The organism is Pseudomonas sp. FSL R10-2964, assembly GCF_009600035.1.
Taxonomy (GTDB): domain Bacteria; phylum Pseudomonadota; class Gammaproteobacteria; order Pseudomonadales; family Pseudomonadaceae; genus Aquipseudomonas; species Aquipseudomonas bubulae.
Genome location: NZ_WIWH01000016.1, coordinates 1 through 16085, shown reverse-complemented (window position 1 = coordinate 16085; position 16085 = coordinate 1). Strand labels below are relative to the sequence as shown.

Here is a 16085-nt window from a genome sequence, read left to right as displayed (position 1 = left end):
GACCCTTCCTGTGTTGATCATCAGCAAACTCTTTATGCGAGTTCTCAAGGCCCATGGCCGTTGGCGTTGGCGCGCCTAATATTTCTCTGCCGGCCTCGCCGGACCTGCCCCCTGCGTTTTCCTGAATGGCTACCCCTCGGTTGGTGTGTTCAATCCAGCAATCGAAACTGCGGGTAATGCATTCTGAAAACAGTTTTGAATGTCAGTGAATTCAGAGGTTTAGCAACATGTTGCTGATGATCGATAATTACGACTCTTTTACTTACAACGTTGTGCAGTACCTCGGCGAGTTGGGTGCCGAGGTCAAGGTGGTACGCAACGATGAGTTGACCGTGGCCCAGATCGAAGCGCTCCAGCCCGAGCGCATTGTGGTCTCGCCCGGTCCATGCACGCCAAATGAGGCGGGCATCTCTCTTGAAGCCATCAAGCACTTTGCGGGCAAACTACCGATCCTGGGCGTGTGCCTGGGCCATCAGTCCATCGGCCAGGCCTTTGGCGGCGATGTGGTACGCGCGCGCCAGGTGATGCACGGCAAGACCAGTCCGGTTTATCACCTCGATACCGGAGTGTTCCAGGGCCTCAATAATCCGCTGACCGTAACCCGTTACCACTCGTTGGTGGTCAAGCGCGACACCCTGCCGGATTGCCTGGAGCTGACGGCCTGGACCCAGCTTGAAGATGGCTCGGTCGACGAGATCATGGGCCTGCGCCACAAGACGCTGAACATCGAAGGGGTGCAGTTTCACCCTGAGTCGATCCTGACCGAACAGGGTCATGAACTGTTTGCCAACTTTCTTAAACAAACCGGCGGCACGCGCTAAGGACTTCAAATGGATATCAAGACAGCCCTGAACCGTATCGTCGGTCACCTCGACCTGACCACCGATGAAATGCGTGATGTGATGCGCGACATCATGACCGGTCAATGCACCGAGGCGCAGATTGGCGCGTTCATGATGGGCATGCGCATGAAGAGCGAAAGCATCGACGAAATCGTCGGTGCCGTGACCGTGATGCGCGAGCTGGCAGACAAGGTTGAACTCAAGACCCTGGACGGCGTGGTCGATATCGTTGGTACCGGCGGCGACGGCGCGAATATTTTCAACGTGTCCACCGCTTCGGCGTTGGTGATTTCGGCCGCTGGCTGCACGGTGGCCAAGCATGGCAACCGCGCGGTGTCCGGTAAAAGCGGCAGTGCCGACCTGCTGGAAGCGGCCGGTGTGTACCTGAACCTGACCCCGGTTCAAGTTGCCCGCTGCATTGACAGCGTGGGCATCGGTTTTATGTTCGCACAATGCCATCATGGCGCCATGAAGCATGCGGCCATCCCTCGTCGCGATCTTGGCCTGCGTACCCTGTTCAATATGCTTGGCCCGCTTACGAATCCGGCTGGTGTATTGCATCAAGTGGTCGGCGTGTTCAATCAGGCGCTGTGCCGGCCCCTGGCTGAAGTGTTGCAGCGTCTGGGCAGCAAGCACGTGCTGGTGGTGCACTCGCAGGATGGCCTGGATGAGTTCAGCCTGGCAGCACCGACCTTTGTAGCGGAATTGCATAAAGGTGAAATCAAGGAGTATTGGGTTCAGCCTGAAGACCTTGGCATCAAGAGCCAAAGCCTGTTTGGCCTGGTGGTCGACAGCCCGGAGCAATCGCTGGAGCTGATCCGTGATGCCTTGGGGCGGCGCAAAACCGAAGCAGGCCAGAAAGCGGCTGAAATGATTGTACTCAATGCAGGTGCTGCTCTGTACGCCGCGGACCTTGCCTACACACTCAAAGAAGGTGTGGAATTGGCCCACGACGCGCTGCATACCGGGCTGGCCCGGGAAAAGCTCGAAGAGCTCGGCGCCTTTACCGCGATTTTCAAGCAGGAGAATGAAGCATGAGTGTGCCAACCGTTCTGGAAAATATTCTGGCGCGTAAAGTTCAGGAGGTTGCCGAGCGCAGTGCGCGGGTAAGCCTGGCTGAACTTGAGCGTTTGGCCGCTCAGGCTGATCCTGTTCGTGGTTTTGCCAGTGCCTTGCTGGCGCAGGCCAGGAAAAAACAGCCCGCGGTGATTGCTGAAATCAAAAAGGCATCGCCGAGCAAGGGTGTGATTCGCGAGCACTTCGTGCCTGCCGAGATTGCTAAAAGCTATCAGGCAGGTGGCGCTACCTGCCTGTCAGTGCTGACCGATATCGACTACTTCCAGGGTGCCGATGCGTACCTGCAGCAGGCACGTGCCGCGAGTACTTTGCCGGTTATCCGCAAGGACTTCATGATCGACCCTTACCAGGTCGTCGAAGCCCGGGCGTTGGGCGCCGACTGTGTGCTGTTGATCGTCTCTGCCCTGGACGACGTAAAAATGGCCGAGCTGGCGGCTGTTGCCAAAAGCGTCGGGCTGGATGTGCTGGTTGAAGTGCATGATGGCGATGAGCTTGAACGTGCGCTTAAAACCCTCGACACACCGCTGGTGGGTATCAACAACCGCAACCTGCACACCTTTGAAGTCAGCCTGGAAACCACGCTGGACCTGTTGCCGCGCGTTCCCCGTGACCGTTTGGTGATTACCGAAAGCGGCATTCTCAACCGGGCGGATGTGGAGTTGATGGAAATCAGCGAAGTGTATTCGTTCCTGGTGGGCGAAGCCTTTATGCGTGCCGAAAACCCGGGCAATGAACTGCAGCGCTTGTTCTTCCCTGAGCGTGCTACTGCAGTGACGGGCTCGACCCTGGATTGACCCAATCCCCCCCTGTGGGAGCGGGCTTGCTCGCGATAGCATCAGTGCGATTTGCCTGTCAGGCCACGGCGCCTGAATCGCGGGCAAGCCCGCTCCCACAAGGGCTCAGTGTCTGATAAGGAATCCCATGACACCCATTCAGCAACTCACCGTCGAAGCCGGCCTCAAGGCCGAACAGGATTTACTGGCATCTGTGTGTGCCGGTGAGTGCGAGGCGGGTGTGCTGTTCTGGCAGCCCACCGACCGGGCGCTGGTCATGCCACGGCGCTTGAGTCGCCTGCCCGGTTTTGAGCAGGCCAGTGTCGAACTGGCTGCCAGTGGCTGGCCAATCCTGCTGCGTGAAACCGGTGGCGAACCCGTTCCGCAATCGGCATCGACCGTCAATATTGCCCTGGTTTACGCACCTTTACCCAGTGAAGGCGATCATGGGCGTATCGAAACGGCTTATCGCCGTTTGTGCGAGCCCATCTGTGATTTGTTGACGCAATTGGGTGGGGAGGCGTCTTTGGGGGAGGTTGAAGGCGCGTTTTGTGATGGTCGCTTCAACGTCAATCTCAATGCCCGAAAACTGGTAGGCACCGCCCAGCGCTGGCGCCAGAGCAAAGGCGGGCAGCGCCCTGTCGGTCTTGTGCACGGTGCCTTGCTGGTGGATAACGAACGTGAGTCGATGGTGGCTGCAGTCAATCGATTCAATCGGTTATGCGATCTGGAGCAATATTGCATGGCCGACAGCCATGTTGCGCTGCACGAGGCCTTTGCCGCTCCGGATTTCTTTGAGCGCCTGAGTGCCAGTTATCAACAGCTCCTGGCGCCCTTGCTCAAGGTTTAGCGCGTACCGAACACCACCATGGTCTTGCCTTTGACGCTTACCAGGTTCTGTTCTTCCAAGCTTTTGAGTACGCGTCCTACCATCTCTCGCGAACAGCCGACAATCCTGCCGATTTCCTGCCGAGTGATCTTGATTTGCATGCCATCGGGATGGGTCATGGCGTCCGGTTGCTTGCACAGTTCCAGCAGGCAGCGAGCCACTCTTCCGGTGACATCAAAGAACGCAAGATCACCGACCTTGCGTGTGGTGTTGCGCAGGCGCTGTGCGATTTGGCCACTCATCGCGTAAAGAATTTCTGGTTCTTGCTGGGTGTACTCTCGGAATTTTGGGTAGCTGATTTCAGCAACTTCGCACTCGGTCTTGGCTCGAACCCATGCACTGCGCGTCTGCTCCTGGCCTGCCTGTTCAAACAGACCCAGCTCGCCGATAAAGTCGCCGCTATTGAGGTAGGCAATGATCATTTCACGACCTTCCTCGTCTTCAATCAAAACCGTTACCGAGCCTTTGATGATGAAAAACAGGGTGTGTGAAGATTCGCCAGCGCAGATGATATTGCTCTTGGCGGGGTAGCGTTTGCGCTGGCAAAAAGTCAAAAACTTGTCGAGGTTTTTGATCTTGGGTATGGGAGTAAGAGCAACCATGGTTGTTTCCCGAAAAGCTGGCACAGTAAGGGTCAGATCTATTTTTATATAGAGTGCTAGCTGGCTGGCGCCGGCTATTTGGCGCCAGCTTACCAGACAGGTTCTGTGTGGTTAGTAGAATTTTCAGAGTGGCTTATCGGAGAAACGCTTCAGTGCGGCGAGTTATGAGTTTCTGGCCCTGTGCTAAGCTGGCGCCCCTTTTAAAACAGTGGAGTCTGGGCGATGAAGGCACGCATTCAATGGGCTGGCGAAGCCATGTTTTTGGGCGAATCCGGTAGTGGCCACGTTGTTGTAATGGATGGCCCGCCTGAGAGTGGCGGTCGCAACCTGGGCGTGCGTCCGATGGAAATGCTGCTGTTGGGCCTCGGCGGCTGCAGCAACTTTGACGTGGTCAGCATTCTCAAGAAGTCGCGTCAGGCGGTTGAGAGCTGTGAAGCGTTTCTGGAGGCTGAGCGCGCCACCGAAGATCCAAAGGTGTTCACCAAAATACACCTGCACTTTGTGGTCAAGGGTCGTGGTTTGAAAGAAGCCCAGGTCAAGCGCGCCATCGAGCTGTCGGCCGAGAAGTATTGTTCGGCTTCGATCATGCTCGGCGCTGCGGGTGTTGCCATCAGCCATGACTATGAAATTATTGAACTGGCCTGAGCGGACATTCAATTTTCATAAAAGCGATGCAGACTCTGGCGATCAGTCGCTGACGTCTGCATAATGCGCCACTTTTTTCAGGGTAGTGGCGGGGTTGATTCCCGGCCGCATGTCCGAACAGATAACCAAAATCGCCATCGCGAAGAGGTGTTAACCGTCCTACGCAGGTGCGTCCCACGCACTTGACGGGCATGCTGGATCACGCGGCCGAGCCGCATCGACATAGAGAGTTTTATAACGGTGAAAAGCAAACTCAAGCTCCACGGGTTCAATAACCTGACAAAGACCTTGAGCTTCAACATCTATGACATCTGTTATGCGGAAACCCCGCAAGACCAGCAGGCATATGTTGAGTACATCAATCAAGAGTACGACGCAGAGCGCCTGACGCAGATCCTTACAGATGTGGTTGATATCATTGGTGCCAACATCCTGAACATTGCCCGTCAGGATTACGACCCCCAAGGCGCCAGCGTGACTATTCTGATCTCCGAGCAGCCGGTAATACCTACCGAAAGCCAGATCGAAGAGTCCCCAGGCCCGCTGCCCGAGACCATCCTGGCTCACCTCGACAAAAGCCATATCACGGTGCATACCTACCCGGAAATTCATCCGGTTGATGGGATTGCAACATTCCGTGTGGATATTGACGTGTCGACGTGCGGCGTTATTTCACCGCTTAAAGCTCTCAACTATCTGATCCATCAGTTTGATTCGGATATCGTGACTGTCGATTACCGTGTACGGGGTTTCACCCGTGACGTGGAAGGCAAAAAGCACTTTATCGATCACGAGATCAATTCGATCCAGAACTACCTCTCCGAAGACACCCGCGACGGTTACCAGATGACCGACGTAAATGTGTACCAGGAAAACCTGTTCCACACCAAGATGCTGCTCAAGGAGTTCGAACTGGATAACTACCTGTTCGGCGATGCCACCAGCAATCTGTCGGTTGAACAGCGCGCCCAGGTCACTGAACGGGTGAAACACGAAATGCTCGAGATTTTCTACGCGCGCAACATGGCGTAAATTCTCGGCACATAAAAAGGCGGCTACCTCACGGTAGCCGCCTTTTTTTGTGCTTCGCAGAACCCCTGTGGGAGCGGGCTTGCTCGCGATGGCCTGACCACGGTTAGACAGAAAGGCCGCGGCGCGTGAATCGCAAACTGGCCTGCTTGCACAAAGACTGTGCTGTCAGATCCGGTAGGTGCTTTTGGTCATGACCTTGGCCATCAGGCTCATGCCGAACTTCACCGGGGCAGGGAAGCGAAAACCGCCGGCATTGAGCGCGGACTCTGCGTGCTGTTCTTCGTCGATACGCATTTGCTCAAGAATTGCCCGGGACTTTTCATCCTCAGGCGGCAGTTGCTCAAGATGCTCGTTCAGATGCTTGCACACCTGATCTTCAGTCGCTGCCACGAACCCCAGGCTGACCTTGTCACTAATCAAGCCGGCAGCGGCGCCTATCCCAAAGGACATGCCGTAAAATAACGGGTTCAGCACGCTGGGGTGGCTATCCAGTTGACGGATGCGTTGTTCACACCAGGCCAGATGATCGATTTCTTCTTCCGCGGCATGTTCCATCGCCTCACGCACATGGGGAAGCTTGGCTGTCAGCGCCTGGCCTTGATACAAGGCTTGAGCACAGACTTCGCCGGTATGGTTGATACGCATCAGACCGGCAACATGACGCTTGGCCTGTGGGTCTAAAGGGTGTTCAGGTTTGACGATGGCAGGCGACGGCCGATGCGGCTGACCGCTGAACGGCAGCAGTGTTCGCAAGGCGGTATCGGCTTGTAACAGAAGACGGTCAATCGGCGAGTAGTGACGTTGGGTAGTCATGCTTACCTCCGGAAAAAATCACGGCGGTCAGTTTACCCCAATCCCGCAGCCGGGGTTTGCGTTGGATCACGGGTGAACGCGAGAGCCATCGGGCTCACGCGTCTTAGTTATTGATCAATCAACCCGGCGGCCAGTTCATCTGGCGCTGACCCAGAACATGCATATGAATGTGGTAGACGGTCTGACCGCCCTTTTCATTGCAGTTCATCACCACGCGAAAGCCGTCTTCGCAGCCCAGCTCTTTGGCCAGACGCTGTGCCGTGAACAGGATATGGCCTGCCAGCGGCTTGTCTTCTTCGGTCAGGTCGTTGAGCGTGCGGATCGGTTTTTTCGGGATAACCAGAAAGTGGACCGGTGCTTGTGGGGCGATATCGTGAAAAGCCAACACTTGATCGTCTTCATAGATGATCTTGGCGGGTATTTCGCGGTTGATGATCTTGGTGAACAGAGTATCCAAAGCTGTGTCTCCGTGAGTGAAGTCCGGTCTGAGTGTACTCAGGGCAGTCAGTTACGCCCAGCCTCGTTAACGAGGGCAGTAGGATTTGTTGACTGAGGCGGCTATTTTTCGCGTCATCCAGCGTGAGAGCAGGCGTGGCAAGCGAGTTATCCAGCGATTGCGCCGCCCGGGAATGATGATCGCCCTGTTTTTGTCGAGTGCGCGCACAGTGTAGAGCGCAACTTCTTCTGGGGTCATGGCGCTGGTACTTTGCTTGATGGCGTCGGTATTAATGTTGGCGGCATCAAAAAAACGGGTGCGGGTGATGCCGGGGCAAAGGACTGAAACCTTGATGCCGGTTTTTTTCACTTCCTCGCGCAAACCTTCGGAAAAATGCAGCACATAGGCCTTGCTCGCAAAGTAGGTGCTGAGCCAGGGCCCGGGCTGGAAGGCGGCGATCGAAGCTACATTGAGAATTTGCCCGCCGCCCTGGACGGCCATCATATTGCCGACGGCGTGGCACAAGCGGGTGAGCGCCAGCACATTGAGCTCGATCAGATCTTGTTCGGCACTCCAGTCGTGGGCCAGGAACGGCCCGCAGGTGCCTATGCCCGCGCAGTTGACCAGCAGGTCGATCTGACGATCGCCTTCTTCGAGTTCGAGCAAAAAACCGGACAGGCGCAGGGGCTCGCCAAGATCACAGGCGCGGAACAACACCTCGATACCGAAACGCTGGGTCAGCTCAAGGGCAATGGTTTCCAGCGCATCCCGTTGGCGGGCCACCAAAATCAGGCTGCGCCCACGTCGGGCAAGGGCTTCAGCCAGGGCCAGGCCAATGCCGCTGGTGGCGCCAGTGATTAAAGCGTAACGGGTCATGCTGTTCTCCATTGCAACGGTACAGTCCGGTGACAATGATGTCCCTGGCGTTAACGCGTTCATTAAGGCACGCAGTCTACAGGCTGTTGCTGTTCACTGCGTTGATCACCGCAGTCATCAGGCCCAAAGCCAGCACGGCAACCATTGCGCAAATGCCCAATCCAATCAAAAAGATCGTGATTGCCGCCAGCACGTTGACGGCCCGGCTGTTGGGCGGTGGCGGCGGGCCATATTTATTTGGGCCGGGCGTGCCGGGCATCAGCAGCATCATGAGGGACAGAACCAGATTGGCCACTGGCACCAGATGCAGCAACAGCATCCAGGCAGACCAGTTTATGTCGTGTAAACGCTGGGCGCTGATTCTCAGGCTGATGATGAAGTAGGCCAATGTGAGCGTTGCACCACAGGTAATGCCAAGCGTGGGGGAAACCTTGACGGCAAGCAGCACCAGCAGTGACGTGATCATGGCGATGATGCTGATGATCATGCTCCAGGCCAGTAGCCGTAAACGCCCGATCCGGCCGCTGAATCCCAAAGGGTCAAGCGGTGCGTAGTGTTCTTGAGGGGTTTTGTCCAGGCTCAGCTCGGGCATGGTGGCTTCCTTGTCCGGATGTGTTTAACAAAAGCCCGCCGGGATTGGCGGGCTTGGTGCTGTCAGTGATGCGGCCAATGTCGGGCCAGCGTCGAAGTGAGGTTATGCGCCTTGCGGTATTCCTCATCGAGGCGTGCAATCAATTGATCGGTGGTGGGTAGATCGTGGATTTCTCCTACGCCTTGGCCCGCAGACCAGACCGTTTTCCATGCTTTGGCTTCATCGGTCAGCGGTTTGAGCCTGGCTTCGCTTTTGCCCTGGAGTGCCGCAAGGTCGAAACCTGCATTTTCAAGGCTTTGGCGCATAAAGCTGGCGGGTACCCCTGACACTGCCGGGGTGTGGATGATATCGGCAGCGCGGGATGCCAGCAGCATCTCTTTGTAGGCATCAGGCGCTTGGCTCTCTTGTGTAGCGATAAAGCGCGTGCCGAGGTAGGCAAGGTCTGCGCCCATAATCTGCGCGGCCAGGATCTCGTGGCCGTGGTTCAGGCAACCCGAGAGCAATACGGTTTTGTCGAAGAACTGGCGAATTTCGGCCAGCAATGCAAACGGGCTCCAGGTGCCCGCATGGCCACCGGCTCCGGCGGCGACGGCAATCAGCCCGTCGACCCCGGCTTCTGCGGCTTTTTCGGCATGACGACGGGTGGTGACATCGTGGAACACCAGCCCGCCATAACTGTGGACGGCATCCACCACCTCTTTGACTGCGCCCAGGCTGGTAATGACGATGGGCACCTTGTGCTCGATGCAGATCGCCAGGTCGGCCTGTAGCCGTGGGTTGCTGTTGTGCACGATCAGGTTCACGGCGTAGGGCGCAGGGTTATCCAATGTGGCGAGCCCGGCTTCGATCTCTTCCAGCCAGGCCTTGAACCCGCTGCTTTCACGCTGGTTGAGTGCAGGGAAGCTGCCCACTACCCCGTTGCGACAGCAGGCCAGCACCAGTTGCGGGTTGGAAATCAGAAACATGGGCGCAGCAACTACCGGCAGGCGCAAGCGTTGTTCAAGCAGGGCGGGCAGCGACATTGGATAACCTCGGCTAGTCAGGATGTGAGTTTAAAACGGTTTGACCACCACCAGAATTACGATAGCCAGCAAGAACACCACCGGCACTTCGTTGAACCAACGGTAGAACACGTGAGTGCGTTTGTTTTCACCACGGGCAAAACGCTTTACCTGTGCGCCGCACATATGGTGATAACCAATCAGCAGAAACACCAGTGTCAACTTGGCGTGCATCCAGCCTTGGCTGAGAAAGCCTGGGCTTAGCCACAATAGCCAGCCGCCGAAGATCAGGGTCGCAATCATTGCAGGCCCCATGATGCCGCGATACAGCTTGCGTTCCATGATGCTGAAGCGTTCTTTGCTGACGGAATCTTCGCTTTGTGCGTGGTAAACAAAGAGGCGGGGCAAGTAAAAAAGGCCTGCAAACCAGCAGACAATGCTGATGATGTGGAAGGCTTTTAGCCATAGATAAAGCATTTTTAGTTATTCCCAGGTTCACGGTAGATCAAATAGTAGTAGTAGAGCGTCTGTGAGTCACCTTGGCGGTTGTCGCAGGGGCGCGCTGACCCTATTATCAAAGGCTTTCCAGTGGTTTCGTTGAGGGCAGGTTATGGTCAAGGTCGGTATTGTCGGCGGCACGGGTTACACCGGGGTCGAATTGCTGCGTTTGCTGGCACAGCATCCGCAGGCAGAAGTGGTAGTCATCACTTCTCGATCCGAGGCGGGCCTGCCGGTTGCCGATATGTATCCCAACCTGCGCGGCCACTATGACGGCCTGGCCTTCAGCGTGCCGGACACGCAAACCCTGGGCGCGTGCGATGTGGTGTTCTTCGCTACACCTCACGGCGTAGCCCATGCCCTGGCGGGTGAACTGCTGGCCGCAGGCACCAAAGTTATCGACCTCTCTGCTGACTTCCGTCTGCAGGATGCCGAAGAGTGGGCCAAGTGGTACGGTCAGCCCCACGGTGCGCCAGAATTACTGGACGAAGCCGTATACGGCCTGCCGGAAGTGAACCGCGAGCAAATCAAAAAGGCCCGCTTGATCGCTGTGCCAGGTTGCTATCCGACCTCGGCGCAGTTGGGTTTCCTGCCGCTATTGGAGGCCGGTCTTGCAGAGACGTCGCAGTTGATTGCTGACTGCAAGTCAGGTGTGAGCGGTGCCGGTCGGGGTGCCAGTGTGGGCGCGCTGTATGCCGAAACGTCAGAAAGCATGAAGGCGTATGCCGTTAAAGGTCATCGTCATTTGCCAGAAATTCGTCAGGGTCTGCGCCGCGCAGCGGGCAAGGATGTGGGGCTGACCTTCGTTCCGCATTTGACGCCGATGATCCGTGGTATCCATTCCACGCTGTACGCAACCGTGGTTGATCGCTCCGTTGATCTGCAGGCCTTGTACGAGAAGCGCTATGCCAACGAACCTTTCGTCGATGTGATGCCGGCTGGCAGCCACCCTGAAACCCGTAGCGTTCGCGGTGCCAACGTATGCCGTATTGCGGTGCATCGTCCGCAGGATGGCGACCTGGTGGTGGTGTTGTCGGTGATCGACAACCTGGTCAAGGGCGCGTCTGGCCAGGCCGTGCAGAACATGAACATCATGTTCGGTCTGGATGAGCGTCTGGGCTTGTCCCATGCAGGGATGTTGCCTTGACTGCAGCGTAGATTTGCGGCTTCAAACGGCAAGCGGGCAGTGCTTCGCTTGCCGTTGCTACTTATGAATAGTTGACCGCTTTTCTAGGAGAAGCGGATAATGCGCGTCATCACGCATTATGGCGGCATAACGCCGGGAGATAGTCAGCATGAGCGTCGAATCCTTCACCCCCATGGCTTTGCAATTCACCGAAGGTGCTGCGCACAAGGTGAAGAGCCTGGTCGATGAAGAGGGTAATGATCGTTTGAAGTTGCGCGTATTCGTTACGGGCGGCGGTTGTTCCGGTTTTCAGTATGGCTTCACCTTCGATGAAGAAGTGGCCGATGACGACACCCTGGTTGAGCGCGAAGGCGTTAGCCTGGTGGTCGATCCCATGAGCTTCCAGTACCTGGCGGGTGCCGAGGTGGATTATCAGGAAGGTCTGGAAGGCTCGCGCTTTGTAATCAAGAACCCGAATGCCACCACCACCTGTGGTTGCGGCTCGTCGTTCTCGATCTGATTGCATTAACAGGCTTTAAACTCAACGCCGCGTCGATTCGCGGCGTTTTGCTGTCTGGCGTTTGGCGGAGGAGTCAGGCGGGGTAGATGGCGCCCAGCACGCGAAGGCCGCGTGCGCCGGTAACGCTGGGGCGGTTGGTGGGGATGCCTTCCAGGCAGCAGTGGGCAAGCCAGGCAAAGGCCATGGCTTCAACCCAGTCAGGGTCAACCCCCTTGGCCTGGGTGCTGCTCACTCGAGCGGGTGCAAGCAAATCGCCAAGGCGGGCCATCAAGGCTGCGTTATGGGCGCCACCACCGCATACCAGCAGCTCGTCCGTGTGTGGCTGGGCTGTTTGCAGCGACTGCACGATGGTCTGTGCGGTGAGTTCCAGCAAGGTTGCTTGAACGTCTTCGGCAGGAAAGGTCGGCAGATTGAACAGGTGCTGCTTCAGCCATGCGAGGTTGAATACCTCACGGCCTGTGCTTTTTGGGCCCTGGGTCTGGAAGAACGGGTCGCTGAGCAGGGCGTTGAGCAGCAGCGGTTCAACCTTGCCGCTGGCTGCCCAGTCGCCGTTGCGGTCATAGAGTTCGCCACGTTTTTCCTGTATCCAGGCATCCAGCAAGACGTTTCCGGGGCCGCAGTCGAATCCTGCAACGGGAAGGGCGGGGGTTATCAGGCTCAGATTACTGAAGCCGCCTACGTTCAGTACCGCGCGGTTGCCGCCTTCACCTGTGAACAAGGCCTCGTGGAACGCAGGAACCAAGGGCGCGCCCTGGCCCCCGGCAGCCACATCGCGACGACGGAAATCACCGACGACGCAGATGTCAGTCAGTTCGGCCAGCAGTGCCGGATTGCCGATCTGCACGGTAAAGCCCCGGGCGGGCTCGTGGCGAATGGTCTGACCATGACTGCCGATTGCGCGGATATCAGCAGGGGAGAGTTGTTGCTGTGCGAGAAGGGTGTTGACGCCCTGAGCCGCCAGCTCGACCCAGTGGTTTTCGGCAATTGCACAGCGGGCCACTTCATCTGCGCCGCTGGCGCACAAGCCAAGCAACTCGCTGCGCAAGGCCTTCGGCATGGGGGTGTAATGGGTGGCGAGCAATCTGATGCCTGCCTCCAGCTCTATAAGGGCAATGTCCATACCGTCCAGGCTGGTTCCGGACATCACGCCTATATAGAGGGCCATGGCTTAGCGCTTGCTCGAGGCCAGAAGAGTGGCCTTTTCCTGGTTCATGCGCGCCATCAACGGCTGGCTCTGCTGCAGGAAGCGGGTGCGTTCGGCCTTGGCGATCGGGTCGGCCATCGGCAGTTTCTGGCCCAGCGGGTCAACGTGTACGCCGTTAACCTGGAATTCGTAGTGCAAGTGCGGGCCGGTCGAAAGGCCGGTAGTACCGATATAGCCAATCACCTGGCCCTGCTTGACCGAACCGCCGGTTTTCACGCCCTTGGCGAAGCCTTGCATGTGCCCGTAAAGGGTACGGTAGGTGTTGCCGTGTTGAATGATCACGGTGTTGCCATAGCCTCCCCGACGGCCGGCCAGAAGCACTTTGCCGTCACCGGTAGCCTTGATTGGAGTACCGCGTGGCGCTGCGTAATCCACACCTTTGTGGGCGCGGATCTTGTTCAGGATCGGGTGCTTGCGGCCTGAGGAAAAGCGCGAGCTGATACGGGCAAAGTCCACCGGTGTGCGGATGAATGCCTTGCGCATGCTGCTGCCATCAGCGGTGTAGTAATTGCTGATCCCCTGTTTATTGGTATAGCGCACTGCGGTGAAGGTTTTGCCGCGGTTGGTAAAGCGTGCAGAGAGGATATTGCCGGTGCCAACGGTTTTGCCGTTGATCACTTTCTGCTCATAGATCACTTCAAACTGGTCGCCAGGGCGAATGTCCTGGGCGAAGTCGATGTCGTAACCGAATACTTTGGCCATATCCATCGTGGTGCTGTGTGGCAAGCCTGCGCGCTGACCCGAAACAGACAGGGAGCTGCTGATCACGCCGTGTGCATACGCCGAACGCATGGTCGGCTGGGTGGTCACGCGGCGAAAGGTATAGCCTTTGGCGGTTTTGTTGAGGGTGATGGTCTCCAGGTCGCTGACCTGGCTGTGCAGCTTGTTCAGTTGCTGACCGTCGGGGCTCATTTCAAATTCGAGTTTCTGGCCGTGCTTGAGCTGGCTGAACTGCTTGGCTTGCTTGTCGCTTGCCAGTACTTCATGCACGGAGGTCGCAGGCAGGCCGACCTTCTGGAACAGGGTTGAAAGCGTATCGCCCTTGCTGACGATCACTTCGCGGTGGCTTGGGGCAGGGGCAACTTCTGGCTCGACTTTGGCGGTCGCTACCGGGGCGCTGTCCTGCTGTTCAATCTGGGCAAATGGCGATGGATTCGCTTCATTTGTGGCTTGAACGAGATCTGCGGCGTCTTGATCTTGTGTCAGTTGTTCTGCCGGGCTTTCCAGCTCCAGATTCAGGGTCGTTCTTTTGGCTTCTACTTCGCTGGAGGGAAAGACCAGCAAGGCCAGACTTAAGAGGGCGGCGATACCACTTGCGGCAAGCAGGTGGGTCTTCGGATAAAGCGGTGGCGCTTTAGGCGGTTGACTGGTCATAGATGATTTTGACTTTGAGATAAGGATGAATTGGAAAAGATGACTGACACAATGAATATGAAATAACTGTATAAAATATAACCAAATCGCCCTTGAAGCAAGTCTGCGAACCATTCGCGCGCGGATAGTCGGCCGTATGCCTGCCGGAACTTGTAATTAGTCCCTGATCTTGTATCGTTGGTTCCCTTTGAATTTGAGCCTTACGGGTCTGATATGAAGTCGGTAGAAGAGCAGCTAGCGCTAATCAAGCGGGGTGCCGAAGAGGTACTGGTCGAGTCTGAATTGGTCGAGAAACTCAAGCGCGGTCAGCCGTTGCGAATCAAGGCCGGCTTCGACCCTACGGCGCCCGATCTGCACTTGGGTCATACCGTGCTTATTAATAAGCTGCGCCAGTTCCAGGAACTGGGTCATCAGGTGATCTTCCTGATTGGTGATTTCACCGGGATGATCGGTGATCCAAGTGGCAAAAGCGCAACCCGTCCACCGCTGACGCGTGAGCAGGTGCTCGAGAACGCCGAGACCTACAAAACTCAGGTGTTCAAGATCCTTGATCCGGCAAAAACCGAGGTGGCATTCAACTCCACCTGGATGGATCAAATGGGGCCTGCTGACTTCATTCGGCTTACCTCTCAATACACCGTTGCTCGCATGCTTGAGCGCGATGACTTCGACAAGCGCTACACCACCAATCAGCCTATCGCGATTCACGAGTTCCTTTATCCGCTTGTGCAGGGTTATGACTCGGTTGCGCTCAAGGCAGACGTTGAGTTGGGCGGTACTGATCAGAAGTTCAACTTGCTGATGGGTCGTGAGTTGCAGCGCGGCTACGGTCAGGAAGCTCAGTGTATTGTGACCATGCCTTTGCTCGAAGGTCTGGATGGCGTCAAGAAGATGTCCAAGTCCCTGGGTAACTATGTCGGTATCCAGGAAGCGCCAGGCGTGATGTACAGCAAGCTGGTTTCCATTCCTGATGCTCTGATGTGGCGTTACTTTGAATTGCTGAGCTTTCGTTCCATGGACGAAATCAATGCATTCAAGGCTGAAGTCGAAGCCGGTGCCAATCCTCGAGACATCAAGATCAAGCTGGCTGAAGAGATTGTTGCCCGCTTCCACGGTGAGGAGGCTGCTGCCAATGCGCATCGTGGCGCCGGTAACCGGATGAAGGATGGCGAGCTGCCTGATGATCTGCCGGAGGTTGAACTGACTGCTACTGAGGATATGCCTATTGCTGCTGTCCTTAATAAAGCGGGCCTGGTGAAGAACTCTGCAGTGGCGCGCGACCTGCTGGGGTCGGGTGGTGTGCGTATAGATGGTGAAGTGGTTGATCGCACCTATATATATGCATTGGGTTCGACCCATGTGTGTCAGGCAGGTAAGAAGGCTTTCGCGCGAATCACCCTGAAAGCCGAGTAATGCTGGGGTTTAGGGTTAATTGATAGGTTTGTTCAATTAACCCTTGACTCGGAATTGTAACTGTCTATAATTCGCCCCACTTCCGGCGCAGTCGAAACGGAAAACTCCTTGAGTTTCAATGAGTTGGATGGTTTTCGGCGGTGTCAGCTTCAAGTCATCGAAGCAGGAAATGAGGTGTTGACAGCAGCGTGTAACGCTGTAGAATTCGCATCCCGCTAACGAGAGATCGAAAGCGCAAGTGGTTGATGTTGCAGAGGAAACTTTGAAAACATCTTAAAATAACCGCTTGACAGATACAGAGGCTGCTGTAGAATGCGCGCCTCGGTACAGCGAAAGCTGACCAACCGCTCTTTAACAATTGAATCAAGCAAT

The 16085-nt window shown here is 56.4% G+C and carries 18 protein-coding genes; 9 read left to right on the top strand and 9 right to left on the bottom strand.

The genetic code is table 11. The features are described from left to right. Window positions 1–227 precede the first annotated feature (227 nt). The 4 genes from GHN92_RS10930 to GHN92_RS10915 all read left to right on the top strand — a co-directional run bounded on the left by GHN92_RS10930 (window position 228) and on the right by GHN92_RS10915 (window position 3542). Window positions 228–821, top strand: coding sequence for an aminodeoxychorismate/anthranilate synthase component II (locus GHN92_RS10930; protein WP_094999949.1), 594 nt, complete (start codon window positions 228–230; stop codon window positions 819–821). A 9-nt stretch (window positions 822–830) separates the two neighbouring features. Then, the gene (gene trpD, locus GHN92_RS10925; RefSeq protein ID WP_094999950.1) at window positions 831–1880 is read left to right on the top strand and encodes an anthranilate phosphoribosyltransferase; all 1050 of its coding nucleotides are present in this window, start codon (window positions 831–833) and stop codon (window positions 1878–1880) included. Beyond that, window positions 1877–2713, top strand: coding sequence for an indole-3-glycerol phosphate synthase TrpC (gene trpC, locus GHN92_RS10920; protein WP_095019506.1), 837 nt, complete (start codon window positions 1877–1879; stop codon window positions 2711–2713). Before trpD ends, trpC begins: the two co-directional genes overlap by 4 nt. 127 nt (window positions 2714–2840) lie before the next feature. Continuing rightward, window positions 2841–3542, top strand: coding sequence for a lipoate--protein ligase family protein (locus tag GHN92_RS10915; protein ID WP_153380141.1), 702 nt, complete (start codon window positions 2841–2843; stop codon window positions 3540–3542). Here GHN92_RS10915 and crp read toward each other — a convergent pair. Further along, window positions 3539–4183 (bottom strand): cAMP-activated global transcriptional regulator CRP, encoded by a 645-nt coding sequence (crp, locus tag GHN92_RS10910; protein WP_094999953.1) that lies wholly within the window; start codon window positions 4181–4183, stop codon window positions 3539–3541. The genes GHN92_RS10915 and crp overlap by 4 nt on opposite strands. 222 nt (window positions 4184–4405) lie before the next feature. Between crp and GHN92_RS10905 the strand changes: the two genes are divergently transcribed. Then, on the top strand, window positions 4406–4828 hold the full coding sequence (locus GHN92_RS10905; protein WP_016782405.1) for an OsmC family protein: 423 nt from the start codon (window positions 4406–4408) through the stop codon (window positions 4826–4828). Between the two features lie 240 nt (window positions 4829–5068). After that, window positions 5069–5860: an adenosylmethionine decarboxylase gene (speD, locus tag GHN92_RS10900; RefSeq protein WP_016782404.1), complete on the top strand. Its 792-nt coding sequence runs from the start codon at window positions 5069–5071 to the stop codon at window positions 5858–5860. A 165-nt stretch (window positions 5861–6025) separates the two neighbouring features. Here the strand turns inward: speD and coq7 are convergent, their stop codons facing one another. From coq7 to hemJ, 6 genes are all read right to left on the bottom strand, one after another. Further along, on the bottom strand, window positions 6026–6673 hold the full coding sequence (coq7, locus tag GHN92_RS10895) for a 2-polyprenyl-3-methyl-6-methoxy-1,4-benzoquinone monooxygenase (RefSeq protein WP_094999954.1): 648 nt from the start codon (window positions 6671–6673) through the stop codon (window positions 6026–6028). 118 nt (window positions 6674–6791) lie between these two features. After that, window positions 6792–7130 carry a histidine triad nucleotide-binding protein gene (locus tag GHN92_RS10890; RefSeq protein WP_094999955.1) on the bottom strand — a complete coding sequence of 113 codons (339 nt, stop codon included), beginning with the start codon at window positions 7128–7130 and terminating at the stop codon, window positions 6792–6794. Between the two features lie 66 nt (window positions 7131–7196). Then, on the bottom strand, window positions 7197–7985 hold the full coding sequence (locus GHN92_RS10885; RefSeq protein WP_153380139.1) for an SDR family oxidoreductase: 789 nt from the start codon (window positions 7983–7985) through the stop codon (window positions 7197–7199). Window positions 7986–8061: 76 nt separating this feature from the next. Next, window positions 8062–8577, bottom strand: coding sequence for a DUF805 domain-containing protein (locus GHN92_RS10880; protein ID WP_094999957.1), 516 nt, complete (start codon window positions 8575–8577; stop codon window positions 8062–8064). Window positions 8578–8639: 62 nt separating this feature from the next. After that, complete coding sequence (locus GHN92_RS10875; protein ID WP_094999958.1) at window positions 8640–9599, bottom strand: nitronate monooxygenase family protein; 960 nt, start codon at window positions 9597–9599, stop codon at window positions 8640–8642. A gap of 30 nt (window positions 9600–9629) precedes the next feature. Continuing rightward, a complete protein-coding gene (gene hemJ, locus GHN92_RS10870) occupies window positions 9630–10055 on the bottom strand; it encodes a protoporphyrinogen oxidase HemJ (RefSeq protein ID WP_088378834.1) in 426 nt (141 codons plus the stop codon). Between the two features lie 133 nt (window positions 10056–10188). On the opposite strand from hemJ, the gene argC reads away from it, so the two are divergent. Both argC and erpA read left to right on the top strand, forming a co-directional pair. Beyond that, window positions 10189–11223, top strand: a complete 1035-nt coding sequence (gene argC, locus GHN92_RS10865) for an N-acetyl-gamma-glutamyl-phosphate reductase (RefSeq protein WP_095019509.1) — start codon at window positions 10189–10191, stop codon at window positions 11221–11223. Window positions 11224–11371: 148 nt separating this feature from the next. Further along, window positions 11372–11722, top strand: coding sequence for an iron-sulfur cluster insertion protein ErpA (gene erpA / locus GHN92_RS10860; protein WP_016782396.1), 351 nt, complete (start codon window positions 11372–11374; stop codon window positions 11720–11722). 73 nt (window positions 11723–11795) lie between these two features. On the opposite strand, the gene GHN92_RS10855 is transcribed toward erpA, so the two are convergent. Both GHN92_RS10855 and GHN92_RS10850 read right to left on the bottom strand, forming a co-directional pair. Next, complete coding sequence (locus GHN92_RS10855) at window positions 11796–12887, bottom strand: anhydro-N-acetylmuramic acid kinase (RefSeq protein WP_095019510.1); 1092 nt, start codon at window positions 12885–12887, stop codon at window positions 11796–11798. A 3-nt stretch (window positions 12888–12890) separates the two neighbouring features. Beyond that, a complete protein-coding gene (locus GHN92_RS10850) occupies window positions 12891–14300 on the bottom strand; it encodes a peptidoglycan DD-metalloendopeptidase family protein (RefSeq protein ID WP_094999962.1) in 1410 nt (469 codons plus the stop codon). Between the two features lie 213 nt (window positions 14301–14513). On the opposite strand from GHN92_RS10850, the gene tyrS reads away from it, so the two are divergent. Continuing rightward, window positions 14514–15713 (top strand): tyrosine--tRNA ligase, encoded by a 1200-nt coding sequence (gene tyrS / locus GHN92_RS10845; RefSeq protein ID WP_094999963.1) that lies wholly within the window; start codon window positions 14514–14516, stop codon window positions 15711–15713. Window positions 15714–16085 lie beyond the last annotated feature (372 nt).